A 26,633-nucleotide genomic window follows, 5' to 3' on the forward strand; every position below is an offset into this window, starting at 1 on the left:
CGGACACAATGCGATGGAGCAGTTCTCATGATCGGCAGAGGCCGCAAAACACGCGATGACATTCGCATCTATTCACCGGAAGATCATGCTGGCATGCACAAAGCCGGTGCTCTTGCGGCACAGATTTTGGATGAGATTGCAGAACATGTGTTTCCGGGGCAGACCACGGAAGAACTCGATCGACTGATTGAGGGCAAAGTGCGCGCCGCAGGCGCGGAGTCCGCAACGATCGGGTATCGCGGCTATCAACATGCGAGCTGTATCAGCGTTAATCACGTTGTGTGCCATGGCATTCCCGGAAGTCCGATTCCGAAATGGAAGAAGGAAACCAGCGCACAAAAAGAAGACCCAATGCGCGCCAATGACAAGCTACAGGACGGCGATATTCTCAATATTGATGTCACCGTCATCGTAGATGGCTGGTTTGGGGATACAAGCCGGATGTATGTGGCAGGCAAACCCAAAGCCTTTGCAAAGAAGCTCATTCAGGTCACGCATGATGCCCTGATGATCGGAATTGAAACCGTCAAGCCAGGCAACACCTTTGGTGATATCGGCAATGCCATCCAGACCTATGTGGAGCGCCAACGGATGTCCGTGGTGCGTGATTTTTGTGGCCACGGTCTTGGACTGGTGTTTCACGCGCCTCCCAACGTGTTGCACTATGGGCGCGCAGGCAGCGGCCCCATTCTTGAGGAAGGCATGTTCTTCACCATCGAACCGATGGTGAACCTTGGCAGACCTGAGACAAAAGTGCTTGCCGATGACTGGACAGCCGTCACGCGAGATAAGTCACTCTCTGCTCAGTTTGAGCACTCTGTGGGGGTCACCTCAAATGGGGTGGACATCTTCACCTTATCGGAAAAGGGCCTCTTCCACCCGACATGGGGCTAGCCTACGGCGGAGAAACAAGCCGCAGGAAGGTGACATGCGTGTCACCATATCTGCGCGCATCCAACTGCTGAAACCCTAGCGGCGCCAATTGGGGCGCTGCTTCTTCCCATACGATGAGCGCATCTGGAGCAAGCCACCCTTTGACCTGTGCGCTTTGCAATGCGCGCGCACCTAGTGTCTTGCCATAGGGCGGATCCAGAAACACCAAATCACATGCCACGCCCGGATTGTCCCGCAAACGGGTGGCATCGCATTTCACCAAGCTGGCGTCAGATTTTGCACCCAAGCGTTTGATGTTGTCACCAATCAATCGGCCAGCAACGCGCCCCTCATCCACCAATGTGGCAGACTTTGCGCCACGAGAGAGCGCCTCCAACCCGAGTGCGCCAGTACCCGCAAACAGGTCAAGCACATGCGCGCCTGTGATTGGATTGCCAAATTTGCCCCCAACCAAAACATTAAAAAGGCTTTCACGCACACGATCCGTGGTGGGCCGCAGGTGCATACCAGCGTCCCCTTTGCCCACGGCGGTGAGCGCCGTACCACGCCATTTGCCTGCAATAATCCTCACGCGCGCAACAGATCTTTGATATCGACAGTCAGATCCTGAACCAAATCAGAACTTGGGGACTTGCCACTTTCAATCAATCGCTTGCCCACCATGTAGTCCCTCGGCGCATTGGCCGCATCCACCGCCACTAGGGTTTCTCCCGTATAGTACCAAAAAGACTTTACACTGTCTGACGTGCTCCGCGTCACAACGCGATCGTAGCCCGCGTTCCAGCCCGCAATCTGCAATTTCACATCGTATTGATCCGACCAAAACCACGGCTTGGCGATATAGGATTTTTCCGCCCCCAGAATATTTTCGGCAACCACTTCGGACTGCTCAATCGCATTTGGCACGCTTTCCAAGCGGATTTGCGTGCCCTTGTAAGGAAAGGAGGCGCAGTCGCCAGCAGACCAAACATGTGCAACAGAGGTTCGGCCGAAGGCGTCAGTTTGAATGCCATTTTCCAATTCAGCACCAATCGCACTCGCCAGCCCCACGTTCGGCTGCACCCCAACGCCAACAATTACAAAGTCCACTGCCAGTGTTTCGCCGTTGGTCAGTCTGGCAGCTTCAACGCGGCCAGTTCCGTCAAGCTGTTGCAAGCCAACGCCCTCAACAATCCTCACTCCGTGCTTGCGATGCAAATCCCGGAAAAAATCACTGGTCTCAGGCGCTGCAACCCTCTGCAAAATGCGATCGGACATTTCCACAAGTGTCACCTCCAGACCTTTCGAAGCAGCCACCGCTGCGGCTTCGAGCCCGATGTAACCACCTCCGACAATCAGCACACGCTTGCCTTCAGAAAATTCCGGGGCCATCGCATCTACATCGTCTAGGTCCCGCACCACATAGACGCCCGCTAGATTGCCACCGATGCTGTCAGGCAAGCGGTTGGGAGAAGCGCCAGTTGCAAGAACGAGTTCGTCATACGCCAACACATCCTCGCCAATCGACAGGGACTTTGCCGCGGGATCAATTGAGGTGACTTCAGAGTTCAGTCTCAGATCAATGTTCTGTTCTGCGTAGAAACTCTCCGGACGCAAGAACAAGCGCTCCACATCCATCTCACCAAGAAGATATTTCTTGGACAACGGTGGGCGCTGATATGGCGGCACAGCCTCGGCACCAACCAAAGTGATCTGGCCTTCAAAACCAAGGGCCCGAAGTTTCGCCACACAGGCGGCTCCGGCCTGACCTGCACCAACCACGACGACATGTGTCATGTTCATTCCCCCAACTGCCATTGCCTCAATCGCCGCGGAGCCTATATCGTCAATTCAGGGAAACGCAATGAAGAGAATAGAACAATGACAATTTCTGTTGGAGATACACTGCCGGCTGGCACCTTGATGAAGGTCGGCGAAAACGGCCCCGAACCCGTTAGCATCGAGAGCCTGTCAAAAGGGAAAAAGATCGTGCTGTTCGGATTGCCGGGCGCGTTTACTTCCACATGTTCGAGCGCCCATTTGCCAAGCTTCATGCGCACGGCCGAAGCCTTCAAAGACAAAGGTGTGGAAGACATCATTTGCCTGTCAGTCAACGACCCATTTGTGATGGACGCGTGGGACAAAGACACCAAAGCCTCTGAGGCCGGAGTATCGCTTCTGGCAGATCCAAATGGCGACGTTACGGTTGCAATGGGACTGGAGTTCAATGTGCCAGAAATCGGCTTCAACAATCGCTCTCAGCGGTACTCGGCACTGATCGAAGATGGTGTGGTCAAAGTGTTGAACTTGGAAGAGTCTCCTGGCGCCTGCGAGATCAGCGCGGGCGAGACACTTCTCAACGCTATGTAACACCTCGGGTCGCACACTGGTTTTTCGCCGATGTGCGGCCTGTCTTTCAAGTTCCGCGCTTTAAAGCGTGTCCAACTTGCGGGCCAGTTTCGCATCAAGTGATGAGAGCCCTCCTACGTCATGCGTGGTTAAGACCACATCTACGCGGTTGTAGACATTGAGCCATTCAGGGTGATGGTTCCACTTTTCCGCCCAGATTGCTGCCCGGGTCATCCAGCCAAAAGCGTCCACGAAGCTTTCAAAGTGAAATGTCTTCACCAAGGCATCTCTATCGCCATCTAATTGCCAATCGTTTTCCAACAAAGGCGTAAGCACAGCATCCCGCGCAGCAGCGCTGAGTTTTTCGGTCATTCATGATCCTCCCCCTGTGACTGTTTGAACGGGCCCCAAGATGTCAGAACTTCGATATCTTGCGACACCGCCTCACGCTCCGACTGCAAATAGGTTTCCACAGCCTCTCTAAAACCCGCATCCCGGATCCAATGCAGCGAATGGGTTGTGACAGGCAGATAGCCGCGCGCCAGCTTATGCTCCCCTTGTGCCCCCGCTTCGACCGCCTGCAAACCATGCGCAATGGCCCAGTCCATAGCCTGATAATAGCACAACTCGAAATGCAAACACGGGTGATCTTCTACACATCCCCAATAGCGCCCAAACAAAACATCTTGGCCGATGAAGTTCATCGCGCCAGCAATCGGCTCTCCGTTGCGCAGCGCGAACGCTAATAGAATATCCTCCCGCATCGTCTCATGCATGAGATCAAAGAAGCGGCGTGTCAGGTAAGGTGTCCCCCATTTGCGCGCGCCCGTGTCTTGATAAAAGCGCCACATGGCGTCCCAGTGAGAAGGCTCTATGTCTTGTCCCGTCAACAGCACAATATCGCCGCCAAAGGACTGCGCTTTCGCGCGTTCCTTCTTGATGTTTTTTCGCTTTCGGGAAGACAGACGTGACAGGAACCCCTCAAAATCCTGATAGGCTTCGTTGGTCCAGTGAAACTGCTGTCCGGTGCGCTGAAGTAAGCCCATTTGGGCACCAGCCTCGGCCTCCTGCGGCGTACAAAATGTAATGTGGAGACTGCTCAGTTCATTGTCAGAAGCGACTTGCACCATGGCCTGCGTCAACGCCTGAACCCCGATCTGTTCCCACCCCGGCTTCGCCAAGAAACGCGGACCAGTGACTGGGGTGAAGGGAACGGCCACCTGAAGCTTGGGATAATACTCACCACCGGCGCGCTCATAGGCATGCGCCCAGTTATGATCAAAGACGTATTCTCCCTGACTGTGCTCTTTAACGTAGGTCGGCGCGACAGCCACCAGCTCCCCTTCTGAATATACGGCGAGATAGCGAGGGTGCCACCCTGTGCCAGATCCAACAGAACCACTTTTTTCAAGCGCTGAAAGAAAGCGGTGAGTGACAAATGGGTTTGCACTCTGACCTGATGCAGTGCCCCCCGCGCAGGCATCCCATTCCTGTTCTGACAGCACATCCAACGTGCTGTGCACTTCGACGGTCAGCTGACTTCCGTCCATTCACATCCCTCCTGAAGGGGTTCATGTATGGTACGTTAAAAAGATAATCGAGGATCAAAAGCGCAATTCATCACCTGCGCCATCACCTTTCTGTGCAGATTGCCAATACGATCAATAGCTTGGCAATCTGCTTATTCTGCGGTGCTTAAGCGATCTGGAAGATCGCCTCGATCTCAACCGCCACACCCAACGGCAGCGCCCCGGCAGAGACCGCAGACCGCGCATGGCGCCCTTTGTCTCCCAAGGCCTCGACGAAGAAATCAGAGGCTCCGTTGATCACTTTTGGCTGCTCTGTGTAATCCGGCGTAGAATTCACAAACCCCACAAGCTTAACGACACGAAGAAGGCGATCAATGTCCCCATCGCAAGCGGATTTTAGAGCCGCCAGCAGGCTGATCGCACAAGTTTTGGCGGCGGCAGCTCCCTCTTCGGTGGACAGGTCTTGGCCAACTTTACCCAAAATGAGCCCATCCTCGTTCATGGAGATCTGCCCAGACACATAAACCATGTCCCCAACCACAACATAGGGGACATAGTTTGCCGCTGGCGTGGCAACGTCCGGCAGGGTAACGCCCAGCTCTTTCAAACGGGTTTCAATTGCACTCATTCTTTTGCTCCCATGAGAGATGTTTCGCGCGACGCTAGCCCCGCACGAAACATTTGAAAAGTCCCCCAGCACAGCTTTGATGTCAGCTTTCACGGAAGGCTTTGACAAAATAATCTGTCAAAGGACGCGTCAAATAAGCCAGAGGGCTTTGATCCTGCGTGCGCAGATACGCATCCACCGGCATCCCGGGCAGCAACGATACGTTGGAAGGCAGCTTTTCAACCTCCCCCTCTGCCAGCTCGATCTCTGCTTTGTAAAACGTCTCGCCGGTCTGGTCGTTTTGGAACGCATCCGCCGACAGATGCACCACATGCCCGCGCAATTCCGGCGTCACGCGTTGGTCAAACGCGGAGAACCGTAGCGAAACATCCTGACCCGGGAAAACTTGATCAACGTGAATGGTCGGCACCTGAACCGCAGCCACCAAAGGCCGATCTTGAGGCACAATAAACAAGAGCGGCTCGGCAGGGCGAATTACGGATTGCAACGTATAAACACTCAGCCCATAAACCACGCCAGAAACCGGGGCACGGATCATAAGCCGGTCCAGTTTCTGAAGCAGCTGTCTGCGCCGCTCCGCAAGCTCCAGCTCCCGATACCGGAGGTCGCGCAGGGTGGTGATCGCTTCTTCGCGGCGCGTTGTTTCCAACTTCAGAAGCTCAATTTCGATTTCGGTAATACGGCCCTCAGCCTGCGCGCGACTGGCCAGAAGCTCCCCCACCTGACCTGACAAAGAGGCTTCTTCGCGCTGCAACCCAAGCACGCGCGCCGCTTGCGCAAGCCCTTTCTCCAGAAGCTGTTGTTGATCGGCCAATTCATCTTGGATGAGCTCAAGCTGACGCTGCAACGCCGCGCTCTGTGCGTCGACACCTTCCACCTGGCTCTCGATCTGAGCAATGCGTTTCCGCAGCTGGTCAACATTCTTTTCGAGGCTGTCATTGCGGGCATGGAACAAGCGCACCTGCCCCTCCATGAACCCAACAACACTTTCATTTTCTTCGGAGATGGCGACCAGTTCAGGATCAAACACAACGCCGTTCGCACCGTCACGCTCAGCTTCCAAGCGCCCCCGGCGCGCCATCAGCTCCCAAAGCTGCCCTTCAGTGACAATCAGCTCAGATAGGAGATCAGAGTCGTCCAGCCGCAAAAGCAACTGCCCATGAGACACGCTATCTCCTTCATCCACAGCAATCTCGGTCACAACACCACCATCAATGTGCTGCACAACTTGACGATTGCGATCCACTTCGACCCGACCACTCGCCACAATCGCACCCGCAATTTGTGTACCGACGGCCCAAATTCCAAAGCCAAGCACCAAAATCAATAGCGCCCCAAGTCCGACACCCAGCGCGGCACCTGCTCCCCAACGTTGTTTCTCACTCATTGCACACCTCCCGGAGCATTGGAGCCTTTCACTTCGGAATAGTTCTGCAACACTTCTTTCAAAACCGCGTCACGCGGCCCAAAGGCGCGACGTGCTCCTTGATCCAGCACCAAGAGCTTGTCGCATTCTTGAATAGCTGCTGGCCGATGGGCCATGATCAACACGCTGCACCCTTTGGATTTCATAACACGGATCGCAGAGTTGAGAGCCATTGACCCTTCGTTGTCGAGGTTAGAATTCGGTTCATCCAACACCAAAATCACAGGATCGCCATACATGGCCCGCGCCAGACCAATCCTTTGAATTTGACCGCCAGACAAGCGCCCGCCTTGCGATGTTACCTGTGTGTCATAGCCTTCCGGCAGCTTCAGAATCATATCGTGCGCATCTGCAGCCTGCGCTGCCGCGACTACTTTTTCAGCATCCGGCGTCGCCGCCAATCGCGAAATATTCTCTGCAATCGTCCCGTCGAAGAGCTCCACGCGCTGTGGCAGATACCCGATGTAATTTCCCAGATCCGTGGGATCATATTGCTCTAAAGCAGCACCATCCAAACGGACCTTACCACCAGCAGTGCGCCACACCCCCGTGATCGCCTTCGCCAGTGTCGACTTCCCAGCCCCGGAAGATCCGATGACACCCACGGCCTCTCCTGGTTCGACCTCAAACGAAATCATACGCAAAGAAGCTTGAGATTCACCCGGAGGCACAATTGTCGCCTGCTGAACATGCAAACGCGCGGCAGGCTCTGGCAGCTTTGTCCGGCGTCCCTCGGGCGGCACCTCGCCGAGAAGCTCCGCCAAACTGTGCCATCCACGCCGCGCACGCTGTACAACCGCCCATTGATTCACGGCCATTTCCACCGGAGCCAGCGCACGCCCGAGCAAAATGGACCCTGCGATCATGGCACCGGGCGTAATCTCTCCTTTGAGAGCAAGATAGGCCCCCAAACCCAGCATGGCCGATTGCAAGAACAAGCGGAATGTCTTGGTTCCCGTCGTGAATATCCCCCCGACATCGGAAGCCGTCACGGTTGCCTCTAGCGATTTCTCGCGCGCCTGCTGCCAACGCAAAAAGGCCGCTTCACGCATACCAAGCGCACTCACCATTTCGGCCTCAGCCTGCAGCTGTGACGACAACTGATTTGCCGAGTACGACGCCAGAGTCATTTGCTCCAAAGGTTTCTTGGAAACAACTTGGTTGAGTACAGCCGCGATGATCAGAATACCGCCACCAACTATCGCCAGAAGCCCCAACCATGGGTGAAACAATGCAATGCCCATCAGAAAAAGCGGTGTCCAAGGAGCGTCAAAAAAAGCGGTCAACACAGGTGACGTCATAAATCTCTGAACAGACTCCAAATCAGACAAAGCCGTCTGTGTCGTGGACGTGCGCCCAACCGTTGCACGTCGCAAAGCCGCTTCAAAGACGCGATAGTCGAGACCGTCCTGAAACCGAGCCCCTACCCGCGCCATCACGCGACCACGGGTAAAATCGAGAATGCCCATCAAGGTAAACAGAAAAACAACCAACAAAGACAACGCGACAAGAGTTTCTTCGGACCCGCTCCCCAACACACGATCATAGACTTGAAGCATATAAAGAGGGCCTGTGAGCATCAGGAGGTTCACAAACACACTGAACAGACCGACCGCCCAATAAAGACCTCTGCTCGCGCGTCGCGCGCGCCTCAATTCTTCGTAACCCTTGTCTGTCGCAGTTTGCGGCATGGAACCATCTCTTCTGTTACTATTGTGATCCCACTGGATCATTCACCGGTATACACTTAAGTATCGAAAATGCCTTAATCGCGCACTTCAAGGTCTTATAGTATCTATGGCTGGCATTGGGCCAGCGTATCTATCAATCCAAATGCGCCAAAGTTGCTGAGTATAAAGAGAAACACCACGTGCCCCCACCGCTTAACCTTCTCCACCGTCTAAAAGCCGTACTCCTGTTGAGCTTGGCTGTAGCTGCATTGGCGGCATGCACAGGCAAAGCTCCAAACCCTGCCTCAGGCATCAATGACCCCAACGAGGCAGCAAACCGCCGAATTCATGCCTTCAACAAATCTGTTGATAAAGCACTTTTGTCGCCTGCATCGACCGGTTACGGCACCGTTATCCCGAAGAACGTACGAGGCGGTGTCTCAAACTTTGCAGATCACCTGTCTCTGCCAAACGACATCATTAACAACACACTTCAGGGGAACTTCCATGAAGCGTCCTCAACTGTCGCCCGTTTCATGATCAACACCTTCTTTGGTGTCGCCGGGATCTTTGATGTTGCAGGTAATACAGGTATGGAACGTTTTGATACCGATTTTGGAGAGACACTCCATGTTTGGGGGGCAGGCGAAGGGGCGTATACTGAAATTCCCTTCTTTGGCCCATCCACCACCCGAGATGCCTATGGGTTGGCCGTCGACATTGTCCTAGACCCGTTTTTCGTAGTGACACGCGAACCCACAAAATACATCGGCGGTGTGGCCTATGTGATCAACGCCATGGGGAATCGCTACGACTTTGATGAAACCATCGATTCCATTTTGTACGACAGCGCCGACAGCTACGCTCAAGCGCGACTTATTTACCTGCAGAACCGCCGGTTCGACCTTGGAATGACCGACGGCAACGCCTATGTCGATCCGGAATTTGACCCCTATGAGGATCCTTATGCCGATTTCTAATGTGAACAGACGGAAATTTATCTCTCTGACTGCTGCGACCTCGCTGGCCGCGATCCTGGCGTCTCCTGGACTCGCGCTCAATGATGCACAAGCAAAAAGCCTCATCGACAAAGCCGTTGCGGACATCAACAAGGTGATCTCATCGGGCAAATCTCTAGATGCGATGATCAAAGATTTTGAGCGCATCTTCGTCAAGTATGGCGACGTCGACATCATCGCACGCTCTGCCCTCGGCCCTGACGCGCGCGCCTTGTCCAAAAGCCAGCTGAAAGCCTACACCAAGGCTTTCCAAGGGTATATTTCTCGCAAATACGGCAAGAGGTTCAACGAGTTTGAGGGCGGTAAAGTTGAAGTGGTTGGCGCACGTGCAGTCAAAAGCTTCTATGAAGTGAACTCGACAGTGACCTTGCGCGGCCAAGCGCCATTTCAAGTAAACTTCTTGGTGTCCGATAAATCAGGCAGGAATAAATTTTTCGACATGATCATCGAAGGCATCAGCCTGCGCCTATCTGAAAAGGCAGAAATCGGTGCCATGCTTGATCGGCGCAAAGGCGACATCAACTTGCTCATCCAAGATCTAAAATCGGCAGGCTAAGCCAAGCGATCTTAAGGTCCTGGGGGCGGCGCATATCGCGTCGCCATTCTTAGATGTTATCGCTCTAATTTCGACCAAAGATATCATTCAGAATACCATTCACAACATCATCAATTCCCTTACCTCTCTGCCGCTGCGGCCTCGGCGATGGTTTGCTTTTTGGTGGGGGAACAAAGGCTGGCAATGGCTTGGGATCTAGCCCCTCATGCACACGCACCATGGTTTCGCGCCAGATCTCCGCGGGCAGTCCGCCGCCGGTGACACCTGTCAAAGGCGTGTTATCATCATATCCCATCCAGACACCGGCCACATAGTCACTTGTGAAACCGATGAACCAAGCGTCGCGTGCCGCCTGTGTCGTGCCTGTCTTGCCCGCCACCTGCCATCCGGGCAACTGAGCCCGCGCACCAGTCCCTTCGCTGACCACTTTTTCCATCATCCAGATGAGCTCCCGGGCAGCGGCATCAGAAATGACACGTTCGCCAATACCACCGCCAGTGCCCATAAGAGGGGCATCATCCCCAAGCAACCGCAACTCGATCAGCCCATAAGGCGTTACGGACGAGCCGCCATTCAGAATACCCGCATAGGCGCCGGTCATTTCCAAAAGGCTGCTCTCTGAGGCACCAAGCGCCAAAGCGGGCCCTGCCGCCAAATCACTTTCAATTCCAAACATACCGGCAACCGTGCGCACATTTTCACGCCCTGCCTTCTCAGAAACCTTAACAGCGGGCACGTTGAGCGAATTCTGCAATGCGAAGGTCAGAGACACATTGCCATAGTGTTTGCCAGTGTAGTTTTTGGGGCACCATTTTCCAGAACCCGGAACATTCAAACAATAGTGCTCATCCAAAACCATATCGTCATAGTGCCCGCCACGCTCCAACGCAGTCGCATAGACAAAAGGTTTGAACGCGCTGCCTGTTTGCCGCTTTGCTTGGGTTGCTCGGTTAAATGCGCCCGACACTTTGGTTTGACGTCCCCCAACCATTGCCCGCACAGCACCATCAGCTGACATTACAACGATAGCCGCCTGCGCTTTTGAACCTTCACGCACCTTGTTTTCGAACACCCACCGAAGCCCCTCCTCAGCTGCACTTTGGATGCGAGGGTCGAGGGTTGTTTTAAGGATCACATCTTCTGTGGTGTTTCGGGTAAAGAATTCCGGACCTGACGACATAACCCAATCAGCAAAATACCCGCCTGACTTGGCTTCAGCAGCTTCAGACAACGTCGCCGGGTTATTCTGATAAAATAGCGTATCTTTGTCCGACAGATACCCCTGCTCATTCATCAACCGCAGAACCGTCGCCGCGCGGTCCTGAGACCGTTGCAAATTGGCTGTTGGAGCCATTGAGGAAGGCGCCGTGAGCAGACCGGCAATCATTGCCCCTTCGGCAGGCGACAAATTGGCGGAGGGCTTTGAAAAATATCTTTGCGCGGCAGCTTCTGCGCCATAGGCACCGCCTCCCATATAAGCTCGGTTCAAATAGACGGATAGGATCTCATCCTTGCTGTATTTGACCTCCATCGCCATGGCATAGACTGCCTCTTTAACCTTCCGGCCCAGCGACCCACGCCTACAATCTTGCACATAGGCGCTTTCACTTTCCCAATCCTCCGGCACATATCCAACGCCGAGGCAAAGCAGCTTTGCAGTCTGTTGGGTCAGCGTTGAGCCACCATGCCCAGACAGCGGGCCACGCCCTTCACTCAAGTTGATGCGTATGGCACTGGCGACGCCACGCGGGCTCACCCCAAAGTGCCGATAAAACCGTTTATCTTCCGTGGCGATCACAGCATTTTTGAGATGCTTAGAGACCGTTTCTGCCGTGACCACACCACCGAACTGATCTCCGCGCCAAGCAAACACTTGATCATCGCGATCTAAAAGCGTGACGGATCCACGTGCTCGACCGTCCAGTAACTCATCCACGTCTGGCAGTGTTAGATACACATAGCTAACGGCGAGCCCGACCAGCAAACCCACCACAACAGATGTGCGCCAAACAATCGACCAGATGAGGCGCAACACCCAACTGAGTATCGATAGGAAGAAGGCAACAATAGGATTACGCTTGGCTGCAGCCTTTTTTCGTGGACGCTGCATTTTGGTCTTTCGAGGCTTCGGCTTCTTGGAAACGGGTTTCCGGGCGGGCCTGGCCCCTACACGCCCATAGCGCTTGTCCGCCACAAGAGGCGGCTTTCTCCGACCTGAATCACTCATCTCTGCTCAACTGCCTTGGATTTCTTTTCGGTCATTTTAGCGCGCCTCAGCGCGCTTGTTGAGCCATCGGTCGTCCAGATTTAGTTCTTATTAAGCTGAAATAATACGCACACACGATATTTCGCACATATTTTAGACACATCACCTTGAAAGATGCCGCTTTCACAGGCTCCAGCCTTCGTTTTCGGCGCTCTGCTGCGTTTTTCTGCAGACGCAAATTAGCGGGCAGACCCCGCACCGCCAAAAGGGGAACAAGGTGAAACTCATTATTGCAACGATCAAACCGTTCAAGCTGGAGGAGGTCCGCGAGGCGCTGACTGATATTGGCGTGCGCGGCATGATGGTCACTGAAATCAAAGGCTTCGGTTCTCAGTCTGGGCACACAGAAATCTATCGCGGCGCAGAGTACGCCGTGAACTTCGTGCCCAAAGTTAAGCTGGAACTCGTGGTTGCTGCCAATATGGCAGATCAGGTTGTGGAGACCATCACCAAGACAGCCCAGACCGGAAAAATCGGCGACGGCAAAATCTTTGTGCTGGACGTGCAGCAAGCCATTCGCGTGCGCACTGGCGAAACAGACGCAGACGCCATCTAAGGCGCACAAGGGAAGGAATACACTTATGAAAACCATGACGAAAATTGCCCTGGCTGGTGCGCTGACTGCGTTGCCAACGCTGGGCTTTGCCGAGGATGCCGTTCCTGGCGTCGATGCGTCTTCCGACGCGATCTTCATCTTTAACTCGCTGCTTTTCCTGATTGGCGGCTTCCTTGTCTTCTGGATGGCAGCTGGTTTTGCCATGCTGGAAGCCGGCTTGGTGCGCTCCAAGAACGTGACCATGCAGCTCATCAAGAACATCTCTTTGTTCTCACTCGCGGCGATCTTCTACTACCTGATCGGCTACAACTTGATGTACCCGCTGGGCACATGGTCCGTTGACGGCATCCTGTCCGGCGTTTGGGGCCCAGGTGTTCTGGAAGCTGTGGGCGTTGGCCGTGATGGCGCAGATGACTACGGGTATGCCTCCACTGGTTCCGATTTCTTCTTCCAGTTGATGTTCTGTGCGACCACCGCGTCCATTGTCTCCGGCACGCTGGCTGAGCGCATCAAACTGTGGCCCTTCCTGATCTTCACGATCGCTCTGACCGCGGTGATTTATCCGCTGCAAGCCTCCTGGAAATGGGGTGGTGGTTTCTTGGATGCAGCTGGCTTCCTGGACTTCGCCGGATCGACTGTTGTGCACTCCGTAGGTGGCTGGGCCGCTCTGACCGGTGCCATCATCCTCGGCCCACGTATCGGCAAATACAACAAAGACGGAAAAACCGTTCCAATCCCGGGCTCCAACCTGACCCTCGCCACTTTGGGTACTTTCATCCTGTGGCTCGGCTGGTTCGGCTTCAACGGCGGCTCTCAGCTGGCGATGGGCACCGTGGGTGACGTGGCCGATGTGTCCCGCATCTTTGCCAACACCAACACCGCAGCCGCGGGTGGCGCCATTGCAGCACTGATCCTGACCCAGATCATGTATAAAAAGCCAGACCTGACCATGGTTCTGAATGGTGCGCTTGCTGGCCTCGTTTCGATCACTGCGGAGCCACTGACCCCAACACTGGGCGCAGCAACTCTCATTGGTGCCGTGGGCGGTGTGATTGTCGTCTTTGCAGTTCCATTCCTGGACAAGCTGAAAATCGACGACGTGGTCGGCGCCATCCCAGTTCACCTGATCGCAGGCATCTGGGGCACAATCGCCGTGGTCTTCACCAACAGCGATGCAAGCCTTGGTACACAGCTTTATGCAATCGCAGTGGTGGGCATCTTCACAGTGGTTGTGTCGGCAGTCGTGTGGTTTGTTCTGAAAGTGACAATGGGCCTGCGTGTCGACGAAGAAACCGAGATCAACGGTCTGGACATGTCCGAATTGGGCATGGAAGCCTATCCAGAGTTCTCCAAGGGCTAATCGGAATACGCATCAAACAAAAGTTAAGCCCGGACCTATTGGTCCGGGCTTTTTTGCATTCGATATTCTCGCGACAAATGCCTGACATGTTGCTAGTCTCGCGTCATGAAAACTATGTCTTCGCACTCGCCCTGATCTGTTCTGCAGCCAACGCAGACCCGGCAGACATCCTGCGTGTCTCAACAACCCAAAGCGCAGACGGATGGCGCTTTGATGTCACCTTGTCTCATCCTGACACCGGCTGGGACCACTATGCTGATGGATGGCGCGTTGAAACTGAGGATGGGCAAGTGCTTGCCACACGCGTACTGGCACACCCACATGTCCATGAACAGCCCTTCACCAGAAGCCTATCACGCATCTGGATCCCGCCTGAAATCACCCGTGTGTTTGTTAGAAGCAAATGCAGTGTCGACGGCTGGTCAGAAGACACAACCAAAGTCGATTTGAAACAATAAAGGCGCCACTGGCGCCTTCTGCGAGGTCAATGCCTCAAAATTCAATGCACAGTGACAGGCGTATAATTGTTCTGTCTTGCCAAGACAAACGCCAGCTTGCGCTCTTTCACCAAAGCCAAACGCTCGCCATCTACCGCGTGCACAGCAAAGAGTGTTTCCGCACCTTCCGCTTGATCTTGAACTTCTTCTGGCAAATCCGAAACAGCGACCTCGCGCACGTATACGGTGCGCTCATCAATTGGATGTGCATCAAAGTCGGTCTGCATGACGTTATCCTTTCTTGATCTGAATGGTCTGAACAATGGCTTCTGGCTTGGCTTGCGTCAGGTCCACATGAAGAAGGCCATTCTCCATTATGGCCTCGCCCACTTCGACGCCGTCAGCCAGAACAAAGCTTCGCTGGAATTGACGAGCAGCGATACCACGATGCAAAAAGACGCGTTCCCCCAAGTCATCGGCTTGACGTCCACGGATCACAAGCTGCCTATCCTCAACCGTAATACTCAGATCACCATCACGGAAACCTGCAACCGCCAGTGTTATCCGATATGAATAATCTGAAGTCTGCTCAATATTAAATGGAGGGTAGCCTTCAGCACCAGTTTTGGCAGTGCGTTCCAGCAGACGCTCCAACTGCTCAAAACCGAGAAGATGGGGATAAGACCCCAAAGTAAGTTTGGTCATCGACACGTCCTTCAGTAAGCGACAGTCCAGCGGCTGGCCCCTTTCTGGCGACCAGCTCTGACTTCAATATGGTGAAGGTATTGACCCTGCGCAAGGGTTCTAACCACTCTCATATATGTGGAATTCACCTTGTATCGATGCAGATACTTTTCACTGCGCAACAATGCCTGTACTGTAAGTTCTCGCAGCTAACCGAGGATGCAGCGATGAATGCCACCACAGACCTGTCAATGAAAACTGACGATGTTTTGCGGGTTGAGTTAGCCGTTTTCAAACAAGAGCACAGGGACTTGGACCAAGCAATCACTGCGCTTGTTCAGAGCGGCACCGGTGATCAACTGACCATTCAGCGTTTGAAAAAGCAGAAACTTCGTCTCAAAGACATGATTGCACGTATCGAAGACCGATTGACCCCGGACATAATCGCTTAGAAAAGCTTCACATTGGCGTGCTTCAGCGCGACCTCTTTCCGACTTCGGTGTCGATGTTAAAAAGCGAGCGTGGAAAACTCATACCCGTTTCCACATCTTTCAGGCGAATTGTCGTTTGAGCACCTGTTGCATCTTGGATCACCCACTCTTGGAGTATAATCGGGTCGCCCAAAAACTTCATTTGAAGCTGACCTGTCTCAGGTTCTTTAGGATCCTGAGCAGTGACGATTGTATGCTTACCATCAAAGCTGTGACCTACAACCATATTGGCAGCGCCTAAGTTCACATTTCTGGCCAAAATCAACGACAGAGGTGTGCGACGCAACGGGTATATTTCGGGTCGCCCAGTTGCGCGTCCGTCAAAAATGGCTACCGCATTATTGCTGGCCAGCACGAGCGATTTTTGCGGCGGGTCATATTCAAATCGCATTTTGCCCGGTCGTTGAATGAAGAGCGTACCGGTTTGCACTGAGCCATCGTCTGACACCTGAATAAACTCAGCCTCCACTGTTTTGAGGCTGTTCAGGTAATCGCTCAAAGCCTGCAGGGAGGATTTTTGCGCGGAAGCGGGAAGAGCGGCCACAAGGGCGGCTACGGTAGCGAGGACGATAGATCTAAAACTGGTCATGCACTTGATATAGGTGTGAATGGTTAAATTGCGGCAGCGCGCACAAAAACTTTATGCATTGGCACCTGAACCTATTGCTCAGGTACCAAAATTTCGCGCTTACCAACGTGGTTGGCCGGGCTCACCAGCCCTTCCTCTTCCATTTGCTCGACCAAACGTGCGGCCTTGTTGTACCCAATCGCCAGCTTACGCTGAATGTAGGATGTTGAGCACTTGCGATCCTGAATGACAATCGCAACGGCAGAGTCATAGAGCGCGTCCTCGCCATTGGTATTGCCGCCGGTGCTCAACCCCAAAACAGCGTCAATGCCCTCAGATTTGCCCTCATCAGGCCCCTCGACGACACCACCTATGTATTCAGGCGGCCCATAGCTCTTGAGATGATTCACAATCTCTTCGACCTCTTCGTCGCTGACAAACGGGCCATGGCAACGGGTGATTTTTGCACCCCCAGCCATATAGAGCATATCCCCCATCCCCAGAAGTTGCTCCGCCCCCATCTCACCAAGAATGGTGCGGCTATCGACTTTGGAGGTTACCTGAAACGAGATGCGTGTCGGAAAGTTGGCTTTGATTGTGCCTGTGATCACATCCACAGAAGGACGTTGTGTGGCCATAATAAGATGGATACCTGAAGCACGTGCCATTTGCGCAAGGCGTTGAATGCAGGCTTCGATTTCTTTACCTGCCACCATCATAAGGTCTGCCATTTCGTCGACGATCACGACGATATAGGGCATTTTCTCAGGCAAAATTTCTTCGGTTTCGAAAACGGGCTCACCCGTCTCCTCATCAAAACCGGTCTGCACCGTCCGACTGAAAGTCTCCCCTTTAGAAAGCGCATCCGTCACGCGGCTATTGTAGCCGTCGATGTTACGCACGCCCATCTTGGACATTTTACGATAGCGATCCTCCATCTCGCCCACGACCCACTTGAGCGCAACAACCGCCTTCTTCGGGTCTGTCACAACGGGCGAAAGCAGATGCGGGATGCCGTCATAGACCGACAGTTCCAACATCTTGGGGTCGATCATGATCAAGCGGCAGTCTTCTGGCGTAAGGCGATACAGCAGCGACAAGATCATGGTGTTGATCGCAACGGATTTGCCCGACCCTGTCGTACCGGCGATCAACAAATGCGGCATCTTTGCCAGATTGGCCACAATGGGATCGCCACCGATATCTTTGCCCAACGCAAGTGGGAGCTTCATGTTGCTGTCGCCAAAATCACGGGCAGCAAGAATTTCACGCAACACCACCTTTTCGCGATGCTCATTGGGCAGTTCGATGCCAATCACACTCCGCCCCGGCACAGTCGACACACGAGCAGACAAAGCGGACATGGAGCGGGCGATGTCATCGGCCAAACCAATCACACGGCTGGCTTTGAGACCCGGTGCTGGTTCGAGTTCATACATGGTCACCACAGGGCCTGGACGAACGCTGACGATTTCTCCTTTGACGCCATAATCATCCAGAACAGTCTCTAGCATTCTGGCGTTTTCTTCCAATGCCTCATCACTGAGGTGGTGACGGCTGACATCAAGCGGATTTTCCAAGAGACCAAGAGGTGGCAACTCATACTCCGTGCCACTCTCCTCAAACGCCAATGAAGGCTGTGCTTCAGCCTTTGCACGTGCGGAGGGTGCCACAGCTTTGTGCACTCGTGGCTGAACAACTTTTTTGGGTGCCGCCACTGGAATTGGTGCGGAAACGTAAGCATCACTTGGAACTGCTGACACAGGAACGGATTCGTTCACAGGTGCATGCTGATCTACCACCGGCGTCCCCACCTCAATTTCCTGAGGTTGCCCAAAGGTCTCGACCTCTGGCGCCTCAATAACCATCATTGGATCAGACGACAGCGGCGGCTCCTGACGAGCGCCAACCACCAGTGGCGCAGCACTGGCTGGAGCATGGGTAGCTTCTTGCGGTCCGGTCATGTCGAGAAGAAGAGGATCAGGGCCTCGCCCCCGCCCCTTCGTCAAAGGTTTATCCGGGTGGAGCTCTGGTGGCGAAACCGCTTCACCTCGACGCGCTCGTGTGCGCATCACATCTGCAATTTTGGCGCTAATACGATCCGCTTCCAGAGCGTCATTCCACTCACTCGTAAATAGATTATCGACCAGTTCCGGCTCGGGAAGTGTCTCAGGTTCCGGCTCCGCGCGTTTAATAAGCGCAGGCATTCTCAAACGTGGCTTGGGTTTCTCAATCGTCTCGGGCGTAGGATAGCTGTCTTCTTCGTCAAAAACATTCTCATCCCAATGCTCTTCAGTAACATAGGCGTGGGCCGCCTCATCACCAGACACCGCGCGCCGTTCAACACGACGCTCTTGCGCAGCCTTCGCCGCCTGCACCGCTCCCGTCGCCCCTTTTCCCAAAAGCCTCATCAAGAAATCATAGCTGAGCACCAACCCAACAACGAATGTACGCGCCAAACGCGAGAGCTCCAATTTCGTGAAGCCCAGCACAAAAGCTGAGATCCCAATAAATGCGATGCCAGCAAACAGTGACATGACCTTTACCCCGGATTGAGCACCGATCGGCAAAATGGTCAGCAAAGCCCCTGTCACAGTGTCACCGAAAAGCCCACCCATACCAAAAGCATGGCTCCAATCGGTACTCGGCGTCAGAGTTGAGGCATAGATTGCCCCCATAGCCAGCATTATCGGCGCGAAAATCACCCGACTTTGCGCCCGCTCTTCTCCAATGTGGAACGCAAAACGCGCCCCCCAGACGCCCAGCAACAGCGCCACACCAAGGCTACCCCACCCAATGATGATGAACAGCGGCGCAGCAATAGAAGCACCAAACCGACCCAAAACGTTTTGCACTGGCGCATCCGTTACGGAAATCCAGCTCGGGTCATTCGGTGAGTAGGACAAAATCATGGCCGCCGACATGACAGCCAAGACAATCAGCACTATGCCGATGAGTTCCTTGCCACGCTTTTCTACAGCCGCCTGTGTGCTGCTGTCCAACAATGGTCCACGTCCTCGTGCTTGATACGCCATGTTTACCTCAACCCGATTGTCCGTAGATACAGTCGCGCAGCTTCACCAACGCGCCTGCCACCTCATCCGCAGGAGCCACCAACGCGACCCGGATGTATCCTTTGCCAGGGTTACTGCCATCTGCATCACGGCTGAGATACGCTCCCGGCAAAACCCGCACACCAGTTTCCGTCCAAAGTTTTACTGCGGCCTGTTCACCATCCGAGACAGGCAGCCAAAGAAAGAACCCTGCATCCGGGCTTTTATAGCCGGGCACATCTGCGAAAATTTCATCCGCCATGTCGAACTTCTCGCTATAGAGGCGTCGGTTCTCAATCACGTGCTCTTCGTCTTGCCACACTTTGATCGCAGCCATCTGCAAAGGCAGCGGCAAAGGCGCACCTGAATAGGCGCGCAGCTGTTTTACGCGACGCAGATTCTCTGGACCACTGGCAACGAAACCAGACCGAAGCCCCGCGAGATTACTGCGCTTGCTCAAGGAGTGGAAAATCAAAACCCGCTCAGGGTCCACTCCCATTTCCTTTGCAACCTGCAAAGCACCGACTGGCGGATCCTTCCGATAGATTTCGGAATAACACTCGTCGGCAAAAATCTTAAAATCATAAATCTCAGCCAACTGGATCAGACGCTGCCAATAGTCGCGATCAGCGATCGCACCCTGTGGATTGGCCGGAGAGCAAACATAGGCAATAGCAACACGTGCCAGATCTTGCTCAGACAGCGCATCAAAGTCGGGAAGATGACCCGATTCCGCCGTCGCCGGGACAAAGCGGGCTTCTGCGCCAACCGATGCAGCGGCAACCGCATAGACTTGGTAAAATGGGTTTGGCGTGAGGATCAGAGGCTGCTCGCCATTTTTTTCCTCAGGGCAAAGCGCCATAGCGGCGTTGTAAAGCCCCTCGCGCGTGCCATTCAGCGCCATAACCTGTGTCGCCGCATCCACCTCGACACCATAGCGCGTAGATATCCACCCTGCGATTGCCTCTTGCAATTCAGGCGCACCATCATTGGGAGGATAGTTTTTAAATCCGTCCGCATGCGCAACGATCTCGTCGGTCACCCAACTGGGAAATGCATGCTTTGGCTCACCAATGGTCATATGCACCACTGGGCCACCCGGCTCCAAATGGTCCAAAAGGGTGCGAAGACGCGGAAATGCGTACGCCGGTAGGTTCGAGAACCGCTCGGGAAAATTCATATTCAACTGCCTCAGGTTCGGGATCATTGCGCCCCGTTTGAGACCAAACTAGCCAAAGGCACGAAGGGCGTCCACTAAAATGCCGCTCTTCTATGGGCTTGTGTCCTTCGCGCCACCCTGCCAATGCCCACCAGCATCAGGCAGGATGGACACTTTGACGCCCGCACGCTATCCACTGCCACTATGGCCAAAAAACAAAAAAATGCAGACCCGAATTACAAAGTGATCGCCGAAAATCGGCGCGCGCGCTTTGATTACGCCATCGAAGAAGAGATCGAAGTTGGCATTGTTCTGCACGGCTCAGAGGTCAAATCTCTGCGCGAAAAATCGGCCAATATTGCTGAGAGCTATGCTGCGGTTGAAGAGGGAGAGCTCTGGCTCGTCAACTCCTATATCGCACCATACGAGCGCGCCATGTTCAAGCATTTGGAACGCCGCAAACGCAAACTTCTGGTCAGCAAGAAACAGCTATCTGACTTCTGGTCCGCAACACAGCGCAAAGGCATGACCCTTGTTCCTATGGTGATGTATTTCAACCATAAAGGCTTGGTGAAAATGAAAATGGGCGTCGCTAAAGGTAAAAAGCTACACGACAAGCGGGCCAGTGATGCCAAGAGAGACTGGGGGCGCCAGAAACAACGCCTGCTGCGTCACGGCGAATAAGTCTGCTCCCACAACGCAAGCCACTGCGCGTCAATCGCAGCCAATTTGCATGGCTTGATGCGATCAAGAATCTCCCAATAGCGTCCACTCGGGGCATCATAGCCCAAAGCGTTTTCTTCCCTGCGCAAGGCGTACACCTCCTCAACCGGACAAGGGGCGCGCGGCGCGACAGCCTCGATCGTATCAATTGTTGCTCTGGGGAACACAAGGCGGCTCTCTTCAACCGAGAGGTTGACAACACGGCATTCACTTCGGGCGGCAATCAACCCTAACCGTGCCGCTTTACCTTCCAAACTTTGCAACGAGACATCCGCCCGCAAAGGGTCTGCTGCGCCTTTTCCATAAAAATGGGTTTGCCCGGATTTCGGGTAGACCATATCACAGCCAATAAAAGCCATGACCTTGGGCTTTAGCGCGCCAAGAGCCCAATACCCTGCCGTAAAGGCCATTGTCCCTCCAGCAAAAAGCACCCCTCCAAACGCGTTGTTTTGCGGTACGTATTCAGTATGTTGCACACGCTTCTGCGTGGGTTGCAAATCATTGGGCCGGCGATCTTCGGGAAAGTCCTCCGGGTGAATGAGATGTGTCCAATCATTCCGTATGCGCCATGCGTTGTTGATTGAGACGACCGCGTCAAAAACGCTCCGTGGCCAATCTTTTGCGCTCACAGCATTTGGGCCGCTGCCCAATATTAAAACCACATCTGCCACATTACCCCCTTCAACACGATTGTGCTTACCTGCCCTGCCTCAATACGCCAGCAGTGTCCTTTCAGATCTTTCAGGATAGACGCTTTATACAACCCACAGCGCTTGCCTCTTTTAAGTACGGGATGTAGGCAGTATTTCGAGCTTTCTAAGTGAGGGTTACATGGCTGACGATCCGAAGACACTGGTTTCCACTGATTGGCTGGCAGCTCATCTTAAAGATCCGGATCTACGCATTCTGGATGCTTCCATGTCCCCTGCGGGCACGGAAAACACCGCTGGTCTCGAATACCAAGAACGCCACATACCCGGTGCGCGTTACTTTGACATCGATGATGTGTCAGACGGCCGAAGCGATCTTCCTCACATGGCGCCCCCTGTCGAAAAGTTTATGTCGCGCCTGCGCGCCATGGGTGTCGGTGACGGCCATCAGGTCGTGATATACGACAGCGCTGGATTGTTCTCGGCGGCGCGTGTGTGGTGGCTCTTCAAATTGATGGGCCAGAACAATGTCGCCGTTTTGGATGGCGGGCTGCCCAAATGGATACAGGATGGCCACCCAATCGACGACCTTTCGCCGATCATCCGTGACCGGCATATGACCGTGCGCCGGCAAAATCAGATGGTGCGTGATGTGACGCAGGTTTCGCATGCGGCAAAGCTTGGAGATCATGAAATCATCGACGCCCGCGCCGCCGCCCGTTTTCGTGGCGAAGCAGATGAACCGCGCGCCGGGCTACGCGCAGGACATATTCCAGGGTCCAAGAACGTGCCCTATACCAGCGTGCTGAATAAAGACGGCACAATGAAATCACCCGACGCCTTGCGCCAAGTTTTTGAGGCCGCCGGCGTGGATCTCTCCAAGCCAGCCATCACCTCCTGCGGATCCGGTGTGACCGCAGCAGTGCTGTGCCTCGCCATGGAACGGTTCGGCAAGACCGACCACTCCCTTTATGATGGATCATGGGCAGAATGGGGGGCCTTTCCCACATTGCCCGTAGCAACCGGAGAAGCTTGATGCTCACCAATCTCAAAGAGCAGCCTAAAGACAAAATCCTCGGCCTCATGGCCATGTATCGCGAGGATCCCCGCCAGACCAAAGTGGACCTTGGCGTGGGCGTATACAAGAATGCAGAAGGCGTTACCCCCGTGATGCGGGCCGTGAAAACTGCAGAACGCAAGATTGTCGAAGAGCAAATCACCAAGGCCTATACAGGGCTGGCCGGTGATCCGGTTTATTCTGAAGCCATGATCGACATGCTTTTGGCTCAAAGCGTGGACAAGGCACGACTCGCAGCTGTGGCCACTCCGGGCGGCACGGGTGCCATTCGCCAAGCATTTGAGCTGATCAAAACAGCCAACCCCAAAGCCCGTGTGTTTGTCTCTGATCCAACCTGGCCCAACCACGTCAGCATCCTGAATCATCTTGGCATTGAGATGGTAAAGTATCGCTACTTTGATGCAGAAACCCGTGGTGTGAACTTTGACGGCATGATGGAAGATCTCGCCGAAGTGACCGGCGACGACGTGGTTTTGCTGCACGGCTGCTGTCACAACCCCACCGGTGCCAACCTGAACTTGACCCAGTGGCAGAGCGTGATTGACCTGATCAACGATAAAGCCTGCCTGCCTATGATCGACATCGCCTACCAAGGCTTTGGTGACGGTCTTGAAGAAGATGCCGCGGCAACCCGTCTTGTTGCATCCTCCGTGCCAGAACTCCTGATTGCGGCGTCTTGTTCTAAGAACTTTGGCATCTACCGGGAGCGCACAGGGCTGCTGATTGCGATGAGCGAAAAAGCGGAAAACACCGCCATCGCGCAGGGCAACCTGAACCACCTCAACCGTCAGAACTTTTCTTTCCCGCCTGATCATGGCGCACGTGTTGTCGCCACGATCTTGACAGATGACACGCTGAAAGCAGATTGGATGGCAGAACTGGAAGAAACCCGTTTGGGCATGCTCGCCCTGCGTGAGCAGCTCGCAAGCGAACTTCAACGGCTTTCTGGATCAGATCGGTTTGGATTCCTTGCACAGCACCGCGGCATGTTCAGCCAGCTCGGCACCACGCCAGACATGGTTGAAAAACTGCGCGTGGACAATGCGATCTACATGGTTGGCGACAGTCGCATGAACATTGCCGGCCTGAACAAAAATTCGGTTCCAATCCTGGCACAAGCCATCGTTGACGCTGGCATCTGATCACCAACCAAAGCCGCGCCTTACCTCGGTCAGGCGCGGCGTTTCTTTCAGGATCTCCTATGTCGCTGGACTATAAAACACTCGCAACCACCGTCGCCTCCCTGACAGAAGGTGAGACCGACACAGTTTCGCTAATGGCCACACTCGCCTGCGAGGTTCACCATGCTGACGCGCGCTTCGATTGGACAGGTTTCTACCGGGTGGTCGGCCCGGAGCTTTTGAAAATCGGCCCGTACCAGGGAGGGCATGGATGTCTGGTGATCCCGTTTGCGCGCGGTGTATGCGGTGCAGCGGCCCGCACAGGTGAAACACAACTCGTCGCCGATGTGGATGCTTTCCCCGGCCACATCGCCTGTGCCAGCAGCACACGTTCAGAGCTCGTCCTGCCTGTCTGGAACGGCAAAGGGGTGCTGCTTGGCGTTTTTGACATCGACAGCGACCAACCCAATGCCTTCACCCAAGAGGACGCTGAGCAACTGGGGGCTATTCTGGCCGTGACCTTCAAAGACGCGGCCTGACCTTCAGAAAGGGGCTTTTGCCCGAAAAGCCATGCCTTTGCCGCTTTCCGGATGGCTGATGCGCAATTCCTCTGAATGCAGCATCAGCCGAGGGAATGCTAAGGCTGCGCCTTCTGCATATAACGGATCCCCCAAAATCACGTGACCCAGCGCCAGCATATGCACGCGCAATTGGTGACTTCGGCCCGTTTTGGGAAAGAGCCGGACCCGTGTTTCACTCTCTCCAACCTTCAAAGCGCGCCAATCCGTAACCGCCGGTTTGCCATTTTCATGATCTACCATCTGGCGTGGGCGATTGGGCCAATCTACCATCAAGGGAAGATCCACAGTCCCTGTTTTCTCAGATACTTTCCCCCAAACCCGCGCGACATAGGTCTTTTTGGTTTTCCGCTTTTCAAACTGCATGGAAAGGTTGCGCTGCGCATGGGGGGTCAATGCAAACACCATCACCCCTGAAGTATCCCGATCCAGACGGTGCACAAGAAGTGCCGTAGGAAAAGCAGCCTGCACCCGATGCAGCAAGCAGTCTGCAAGATGGGCACCACGTCCGGGAACAGAGAGAAGCCCCGAAGGCTTATCCACCACGACAATATCAATGTCCTCATGCAGAATTACGAGAGGATCATTGGGCGGGTCATAGGGCGTGATTTCTGTCATGCCTCGCACATAAGCCCTCTGTGCCTGCCGAGCAACCCAACGTCAGCCTTGAGTCAGGCGCTCAAATGCGCAGGCTACACACCAATTTTGAGGGAGGACACACCACATGCACGCAACCATTAAGAGAATGCAGGAAGTCGTTGCCAAGGGCAATGAAGACGATATCAAATCCCTTCTGGCAGAAGACGTTACCTTTCAGCCGCCGACGTATTGGGCCACATGGACCGGGCGTGAACCCGTGGCAGCCGTGTTGGGGCATGTTGGTCAAATCTTCACGGATTTTCGCTACCGCCGCATCATGGGTGACGGCAAGGACTGGGCTCTGGAATTTCAATGCAAGGTCGGAGATCTCGATTGCGTCGGCGTTGATTTGATCACCTTGAACGACGCGGATGAAATTCAGCATTTCGAAGTGGTCATGCGCCCCTATAAAACCGTGGGAGCGCTGCGCGATGCCATTATGCAACGTGTGATGACCGATGCACGCTTCCTCAAATTCAAAGACGCCATGAGCTGACACGCCTATGCCCTACGGAATTGATCAACTCTTGCGTATCCCGCTTGCACCATTGCTCTTGGTGCAAGCTCTTGGAGTGCGCAAAAGGGCCAATCAACTCCCGGAACCTCCAGGAAACCGCTCCGGAACTTGTGGTACAGGGCCAGAGCTCAACCTTCTGATTATCGGTGACAGCTCTGCAGCTGGCGTCGGAGCAGGCACACAATCACAGGCGCTATCAGGCCAGTTGACTGCAAGACTTTCTGAACACTTTCAAGTGCACTGGCGTCTGATTGCGGAAACTGGGGCAACCACCAAAACCATCCTGCAAAAGCTGGAACACATCGACACGCAGCCCGCAGACATCGTCGTGTCTGCGCTTGGTGTGAATGATGTCACGCGTGGGTTCAGCCGCGCGAGATGGACGCACAATCAAGACCGTCTGGCACAGGTGCTTGCAACCCGCTTCAATGCCCATCTGATTGTTGCCTCCGGTCTTCCGCCTATGGGCATGTACCCGAAGTTACCACAGCCCCTGCGCTGGATCCTGGGACAACAGGCCAACCGCCTGGATCAGGGGCTTGCCGCACTCTGCGCCAAACATCCGATCTTGTCGCATATGCCGCTCGATGTCCCGTTTGAGCCCCGCTATCAGGCCTCCGATGGCTATCACCCATCAGAAGAAGCTTACGCTCTTTGGGCAACTCTGCTCACAGAGCACATACGCAAACATCTATAGAATACG

29 protein-coding genes are annotated in these 26,633 nt (G+C 54.3%); 14 read left to right on the forward strand and 15 right to left on the reverse strand.

Annotated elements, in window-relative coordinates:
- The first annotated feature begins 27 nt into the window (after positions 1 to 27).
- Complete coding sequence (map, locus tag SHM7688_RS02190; RefSeq protein ID WP_058238391.1) at positions 28 to 894, forward strand: type I methionyl aminopeptidase; 867 nt, start codon at positions 28 to 30, stop codon at positions 892 to 894.
- Between the two features lies 1 nt (position 895).
- On the opposite strand, the gene rsmD is transcribed toward map, so the two are convergent.
- Complete coding sequence (gene rsmD / locus SHM7688_RS02195) at positions 896 to 1,465, reverse strand: 16S rRNA (guanine(966)-N(2))-methyltransferase RsmD (protein ID WP_058238392.1); 570 nt, start codon at positions 1,463 to 1,465, stop codon at positions 896 to 898.
- Positions 1,462 to 2,670 (reverse strand): NAD(P)/FAD-dependent oxidoreductase, encoded by a 1,209-nt coding sequence (locus SHM7688_RS02200; protein ID WP_058238948.1) that lies wholly within the window; start codon positions 2,668 to 2,670, stop codon positions 1,462 to 1,464. The genes rsmD and SHM7688_RS02200 overlap by 4 nt, the downstream gene beginning before the upstream one ends.
- An 84-nt stretch (positions 2,671 to 2,754) precedes the next feature.
- Here SHM7688_RS02200 and SHM7688_RS02205 point away from each other — a divergent pair, with 84 nt between their 5' ends.
- The gene (locus tag SHM7688_RS02205) at positions 2,755 to 3,243 is read left to right on the forward strand and encodes a peroxiredoxin (protein ID WP_058238393.1); all 489 of its coding nucleotides are present in this window, start codon (positions 2,755 to 2,757) and stop codon (positions 3,241 to 3,243) included.
- Positions 3,244 to 3,303: 60 nt separating this feature from the next.
- On the opposite strand, the gene SHM7688_RS02210 is transcribed toward SHM7688_RS02205, so the two are convergent.
- The 5 genes from SHM7688_RS02210 to SHM7688_RS02230 all read right to left on the reverse strand — a co-directional run bounded on the left by SHM7688_RS02210 (position 3,304) and on the right by SHM7688_RS02230 (position 8,496).
- Positions 3,304 to 3,594, reverse strand: coding sequence for a 4a-hydroxytetrahydrobiopterin dehydratase (locus SHM7688_RS02210; protein ID WP_058238394.1), 291 nt, complete (start codon positions 3,592 to 3,594; stop codon positions 3,304 to 3,306).
- Complete coding sequence (locus SHM7688_RS02215; RefSeq protein ID WP_058238395.1) at positions 3,591 to 4,772, reverse strand: GNAT family N-acetyltransferase; 1,182 nt, start codon at positions 4,770 to 4,772, stop codon at positions 3,591 to 3,593. Before SHM7688_RS02215 ends, SHM7688_RS02210 begins: the two co-directional genes overlap by 4 nt.
- Positions 4,773 to 4,917: 145 nt before the next feature.
- Positions 4,918 to 5,379, reverse strand: a complete 462-nt coding sequence (locus SHM7688_RS02220; protein ID WP_058238396.1) for a RidA family protein — start codon at positions 5,377 to 5,379, stop codon at positions 4,918 to 4,920.
- Between the two features lie 82 nt (positions 5,380 to 5,461).
- A complete protein-coding gene (locus SHM7688_RS02225; RefSeq protein WP_058238397.1) occupies positions 5,462 to 6,766 on the reverse strand; it encodes an HlyD family type I secretion periplasmic adaptor subunit in 1,305 nt (434 codons plus the stop codon).
- The gene (locus SHM7688_RS02230; protein ID WP_058238398.1) at positions 6,763 to 8,496 is read right to left on the reverse strand and encodes a type I secretion system permease/ATPase; all 1,734 of its coding nucleotides are present in this window, start codon (positions 8,494 to 8,496) and stop codon (positions 6,763 to 6,765) included. Before SHM7688_RS02230 ends, SHM7688_RS02225 begins: the two co-directional genes overlap by 4 nt.
- A 116-nt stretch (positions 8,497 to 8,612) precedes the next feature.
- Between SHM7688_RS02230 and SHM7688_RS02235 the strand changes: the two genes are divergently transcribed.
- Together SHM7688_RS02235 and SHM7688_RS02240 are read left to right on the forward strand one after the other, a co-directional pair.
- On the forward strand, positions 8,613 to 9,455 hold the full coding sequence (locus tag SHM7688_RS02235) for an MlaA family lipoprotein (RefSeq protein WP_223229168.1): 843 nt from the start codon (positions 8,613 to 8,615) through the stop codon (positions 9,453 to 9,455).
- Positions 9,442 to 10,050: an MlaC/ttg2D family ABC transporter substrate-binding protein gene (locus SHM7688_RS02240; protein ID WP_058238399.1), complete on the forward strand. Its 609-nt coding sequence runs from the start codon at positions 9,442 to 9,444 to the stop codon at positions 10,048 to 10,050. The genes SHM7688_RS02235 and SHM7688_RS02240 overlap by 14 nt, the downstream gene beginning before the upstream one ends.
- A 64-nt stretch (positions 10,051 to 10,114) precedes the next feature.
- Here SHM7688_RS02240 and SHM7688_RS02245 read toward each other — a convergent pair whose 3' ends face one another.
- The gene (locus SHM7688_RS02245) at positions 10,115 to 12,277 is read right to left on the reverse strand and encodes a transglycosylase domain-containing protein (protein WP_058238400.1); all 2,163 of its coding nucleotides are present in this window, start codon (positions 12,275 to 12,277) and stop codon (positions 10,115 to 10,117) included.
- Between the two features lie 256 nt (positions 12,278 to 12,533).
- Between SHM7688_RS02245 and SHM7688_RS02250 the strand changes: the two genes are divergently transcribed.
- The 3 genes from SHM7688_RS02250 to SHM7688_RS02260 all read left to right on the forward strand — a co-directional run bounded on the left by SHM7688_RS02250 (position 12,534) and on the right by SHM7688_RS02260 (position 14,690).
- Complete coding sequence (locus tag SHM7688_RS02250; RefSeq protein ID WP_058238401.1) at positions 12,534 to 12,872, forward strand: P-II family nitrogen regulator; 339 nt, start codon at positions 12,534 to 12,536, stop codon at positions 12,870 to 12,872.
- A 25-nt stretch (positions 12,873 to 12,897) separates the two neighbouring features.
- Positions 12,898 to 14,232, forward strand: coding sequence for an ammonium transporter AmtB (locus tag SHM7688_RS02255; RefSeq protein ID WP_058238402.1), 1,335 nt, complete (start codon positions 12,898 to 12,900; stop codon positions 14,230 to 14,232).
- A gap of 86 nt (positions 14,233 to 14,318) precedes the next feature.
- Positions 14,319 to 14,690 carry a hypothetical protein gene (locus SHM7688_RS02260; RefSeq protein ID WP_058238403.1) on the forward strand — a complete coding sequence of 124 codons (372 nt, stop codon included), beginning with the start codon at positions 14,319 to 14,321 and terminating at the stop codon, positions 14,688 to 14,690.
- A gap of 41 nt (positions 14,691 to 14,731) precedes the next feature.
- On the opposite strand, the gene SHM7688_RS02265 is transcribed toward SHM7688_RS02260, so the two are convergent.
- A complete protein-coding gene (locus SHM7688_RS02265) occupies positions 14,732 to 14,956 on the reverse strand; it encodes a DUF1150 family protein (RefSeq protein WP_058238404.1) in 225 nt (74 codons plus the stop codon).
- 4 nt (positions 14,957 to 14,960) lie between these two features.
- On the reverse strand, positions 14,961 to 15,374 hold the full coding sequence (locus SHM7688_RS02270; protein ID WP_058238405.1) for an Hsp20 family protein: 414 nt from the start codon (positions 15,372 to 15,374) through the stop codon (positions 14,961 to 14,963).
- A gap of 206 nt (positions 15,375 to 15,580) precedes the next feature.
- Between SHM7688_RS02270 and SHM7688_RS02275 the strand changes: the two genes are divergently transcribed.
- Entirely contained in the window at positions 15,581 to 15,805 is a 225-nt protein-coding gene (locus SHM7688_RS02275; protein WP_058238950.1) for a YdcH family protein, read from the forward strand.
- A gap of 22 nt (positions 15,806 to 15,827) precedes the next feature.
- On the opposite strand, the gene SHM7688_RS02280 is transcribed toward SHM7688_RS02275, so the two are convergent.
- The 3 genes from SHM7688_RS02280 to SHM7688_RS02290 form a co-directional block, all read right to left on the reverse strand.
- Positions 15,828 to 16,433: a LolA family protein gene (locus SHM7688_RS02280; RefSeq protein ID WP_083498842.1), complete on the reverse strand. Its 606-nt coding sequence runs from the start codon at positions 16,431 to 16,433 to the stop codon at positions 15,828 to 15,830.
- Positions 16,434 to 16,504: 71 nt separating this feature from the next.
- Positions 16,505 to 19,447, reverse strand: a complete 2,943-nt coding sequence (locus tag SHM7688_RS02285) for a DNA translocase FtsK (protein ID WP_058238406.1) — start codon at positions 19,445 to 19,447, stop codon at positions 16,505 to 16,507.
- Positions 19,448 to 19,454: 7 nt separating this feature from the next.
- Positions 19,455 to 20,645 carry an aminotransferase class I/II-fold pyridoxal phosphate-dependent enzyme gene (locus SHM7688_RS02290; protein WP_058238407.1) on the reverse strand — a complete coding sequence of 397 codons (1,191 nt, stop codon included), beginning with the start codon at positions 20,643 to 20,645 and terminating at the stop codon, positions 19,455 to 19,457.
- A 183-nt stretch (positions 20,646 to 20,828) separates the two neighbouring features.
- Here SHM7688_RS02290 and smpB point away from each other — a divergent pair, with 183 nt between their 5' ends.
- Positions 20,829 to 21,308, forward strand: coding sequence for an SsrA-binding protein SmpB (gene smpB, locus SHM7688_RS02295; protein WP_058238408.1), 480 nt, complete (start codon positions 20,829 to 20,831; stop codon positions 21,306 to 21,308).
- Here the strand turns inward: smpB and SHM7688_RS02300 are convergent.
- The gene (locus SHM7688_RS02300) at positions 21,296 to 22,018 is read right to left on the reverse strand and encodes a hypothetical protein (RefSeq protein ID WP_058238409.1); all 723 of its coding nucleotides are present in this window, start codon (positions 22,016 to 22,018) and stop codon (positions 21,296 to 21,298) included. The genes smpB and SHM7688_RS02300 overlap by 13 nt on opposite strands.
- A 160-nt stretch (positions 22,019 to 22,178) precedes the next feature.
- Here SHM7688_RS02300 and sseA point away from each other — a divergent pair, with 160 nt between their 5' ends.
- Genes sseA through msrC form a run of 3 tightly spaced genes read left to right on the forward strand, consistent with a single transcriptional unit; the run spans position 22,179 to position 24,735 of the window.
- On the forward strand, positions 22,179 to 23,033 hold the full coding sequence (gene sseA, locus SHM7688_RS02305) for a 3-mercaptopyruvate sulfurtransferase (RefSeq protein WP_058238410.1): 855 nt from the start codon (positions 22,179 to 22,181) through the stop codon (positions 23,031 to 23,033).
- Positions 23,033 to 24,217: an amino acid aminotransferase gene (locus SHM7688_RS02310; protein ID WP_058238411.1), complete on the forward strand. Its 1,185-nt coding sequence runs from the start codon at positions 23,033 to 23,035 to the stop codon at positions 24,215 to 24,217. Before sseA ends, SHM7688_RS02310 begins: the two co-directional genes overlap by 1 nt.
- 59 nt (positions 24,218 to 24,276) lie before the next feature.
- Entirely contained in the window at positions 24,277 to 24,735 is a 459-nt protein-coding gene (gene msrC / locus SHM7688_RS02315) for a free L-methionine (R)-S-oxide reductase MsrC (RefSeq protein ID WP_058238412.1), read from the forward strand.
- Between the two features lie 3 nt (positions 24,736 to 24,738).
- On the opposite strand, the gene SHM7688_RS02320 is transcribed toward msrC, so the two are convergent.
- On the reverse strand, positions 24,739 to 25,392 hold the full coding sequence (locus tag SHM7688_RS02320; RefSeq protein ID WP_188128094.1) for an RluA family pseudouridine synthase: 654 nt from the start codon (positions 25,390 to 25,392) through the stop codon (positions 24,739 to 24,741).
- Positions 25,393 to 25,498: 106 nt separating this feature from the next.
- On the opposite strand from SHM7688_RS02320, the gene SHM7688_RS02325 reads away from it, so the two are divergent.
- Positions 25,499 to 25,909, forward strand: a complete 411-nt coding sequence (locus tag SHM7688_RS02325; protein ID WP_058238413.1) for a nuclear transport factor 2 family protein — start codon at positions 25,499 to 25,501, stop codon at positions 25,907 to 25,909.
- A gap of 7 nt (positions 25,910 to 25,916) precedes the next feature.
- On the forward strand, positions 25,917 to 26,627 hold the full coding sequence (locus SHM7688_RS02330; RefSeq protein ID WP_058238414.1) for an SGNH/GDSL hydrolase family protein: 711 nt from the start codon (positions 25,917 to 25,919) through the stop codon (positions 26,625 to 26,627).
- The last annotated feature ends 6 nt before the right edge of the window (positions 26,628 to 26,633 follow it).

Origin of the sequence: Shimia marina (assembly GCF_001458175.1) — a bacterium.
Taxonomy (GTDB): domain Bacteria; phylum Pseudomonadota; class Alphaproteobacteria; order Rhodobacterales; family Rhodobacteraceae; genus Shimia; species Shimia marina.

Excerpts from the sequence above, each read along its gene's own strand:
- map (WP_058238391.1), top strand. The coding sequence starts at position 28 with ATGATCGGCAGAGGCCGCAAAACACGCGATGACATTCGCATCTATTCA.
- SHM7688_RS02200 (WP_058238948.1), bottom strand. The coding sequence starts at position 2,670 with ATGACACATGTCGTCGTGGTTGGTGCAGGTCAGGCCGGAGCCGCCTGT.
- SHM7688_RS02205 (WP_058238393.1), top strand. The coding sequence starts at position 2,755 with ATGACAATTTCTGTTGGAGATACACTGCCGGCTGGCACCTTGATGAAG.
- SHM7688_RS02210 (WP_058238394.1), bottom strand. The coding sequence starts at position 3,594 with ATGACCGAAAAACTCAGCGCTGCTGCGCGGGATGCTGTGCTTACGCCT.
- SHM7688_RS02215 (WP_058238395.1), bottom strand. The coding sequence starts at position 4,772 with ATGGACGGAAGTCAGCTGACCGTCGAAGTGCACAGCACGTTGGATGTG.
- SHM7688_RS02220 (WP_058238396.1), bottom strand. The coding sequence starts at position 5,379 with ATGAGTGCAATTGAAACCCGTTTGAAAGAGCTGGGCGTTACCCTGCCG.
- SHM7688_RS02225 (WP_058238397.1), bottom strand. The coding sequence starts at position 6,766 with ATGAGTGAGAAACAACGTTGGGGAGCAGGTGCCGCGCTGGGTGTCGGA.
- SHM7688_RS02230 (WP_058238398.1), bottom strand. The coding sequence starts at position 8,496 with ATGCCGCAAACTGCGACAGACAAGGGTTACGAAGAATTGAGGCGCGCG.
- SHM7688_RS02240 (WP_058238399.1), top strand. The coding sequence starts at position 9,442 with ATGCCGATTTCTAATGTGAACAGACGGAAATTTATCTCTCTGACTGCT.
- SHM7688_RS02245 (WP_058238400.1), bottom strand. The coding sequence starts at position 12,277 with ATGAGTGATTCAGGTCGGAGAAAGCCGCCTCTTGTGGCGGACAAGCGC.
- SHM7688_RS02255 (WP_058238402.1), top strand. The coding sequence starts at position 12,898 with ATGAAAACCATGACGAAAATTGCCCTGGCTGGTGCGCTGACTGCGTTG.
- SHM7688_RS02260 (WP_058238403.1), top strand. The coding sequence starts at position 14,319 with ATGTTGCTAGTCTCGCGTCATGAAAACTATGTCTTCGCACTCGCCCTG.
- SHM7688_RS02265 (WP_058238404.1), bottom strand. The coding sequence starts at position 14,956 with ATGCAGACCGACTTTGATGCACATCCAATTGATGAGCGCACCGTATAC.
- SHM7688_RS02270 (WP_058238405.1), bottom strand. The coding sequence starts at position 15,374 with ATGACCAAACTTACTTTGGGGTCTTATCCCCATCTTCTCGGTTTTGAG.
- SHM7688_RS02275 (WP_058238950.1), top strand. The coding sequence starts at position 15,581 with ATGAATGCCACCACAGACCTGTCAATGAAAACTGACGATGTTTTGCGG.
- SHM7688_RS02280 (WP_083498842.1), bottom strand. The coding sequence starts at position 16,433 with ATGACCAGTTTTAGATCTATCGTCCTCGCTACCGTAGCCGCCCTTGTG.
- SHM7688_RS02285 (WP_058238406.1), bottom strand. The coding sequence starts at position 19,447 with ATGGCGTATCAAGCACGAGGACGTGGACCATTGTTGGACAGCAGCACA.
- SHM7688_RS02290 (WP_058238407.1), bottom strand. The coding sequence starts at position 20,645 with ATGAATTTTCCCGAGCGGTTCTCGAACCTACCGGCGTACGCATTTCCG.
- smpB (WP_058238408.1), top strand. The coding sequence starts at position 20,829 with ATGGCCAAAAAACAAAAAAATGCAGACCCGAATTACAAAGTGATCGCC.
- sseA (WP_058238410.1), top strand. The coding sequence starts at position 22,179 with ATGGCTGACGATCCGAAGACACTGGTTTCCACTGATTGGCTGGCAGCT.
- SHM7688_RS02310 (WP_058238411.1), top strand. The coding sequence starts at position 23,033 with ATGCTCACCAATCTCAAAGAGCAGCCTAAAGACAAAATCCTCGGCCTC.
- msrC (WP_058238412.1), top strand. The coding sequence starts at position 24,277 with ATGTCGCTGGACTATAAAACACTCGCAACCACCGTCGCCTCCCTGACA.
- SHM7688_RS02320 (WP_188128094.1), bottom strand. The coding sequence starts at position 25,392 with ATGACAGAAATCACGCCCTATGACCCGCCCAATGATCCTCTCGTAATT.
- SHM7688_RS02325 (WP_058238413.1), top strand. The coding sequence starts at position 25,499 with ATGCACGCAACCATTAAGAGAATGCAGGAAGTCGTTGCCAAGGGCAAT.
- SHM7688_RS02330 (WP_058238414.1), top strand. The coding sequence starts at position 25,917 with ATGCCCTACGGAATTGATCAACTCTTGCGTATCCCGCTTGCACCATTG.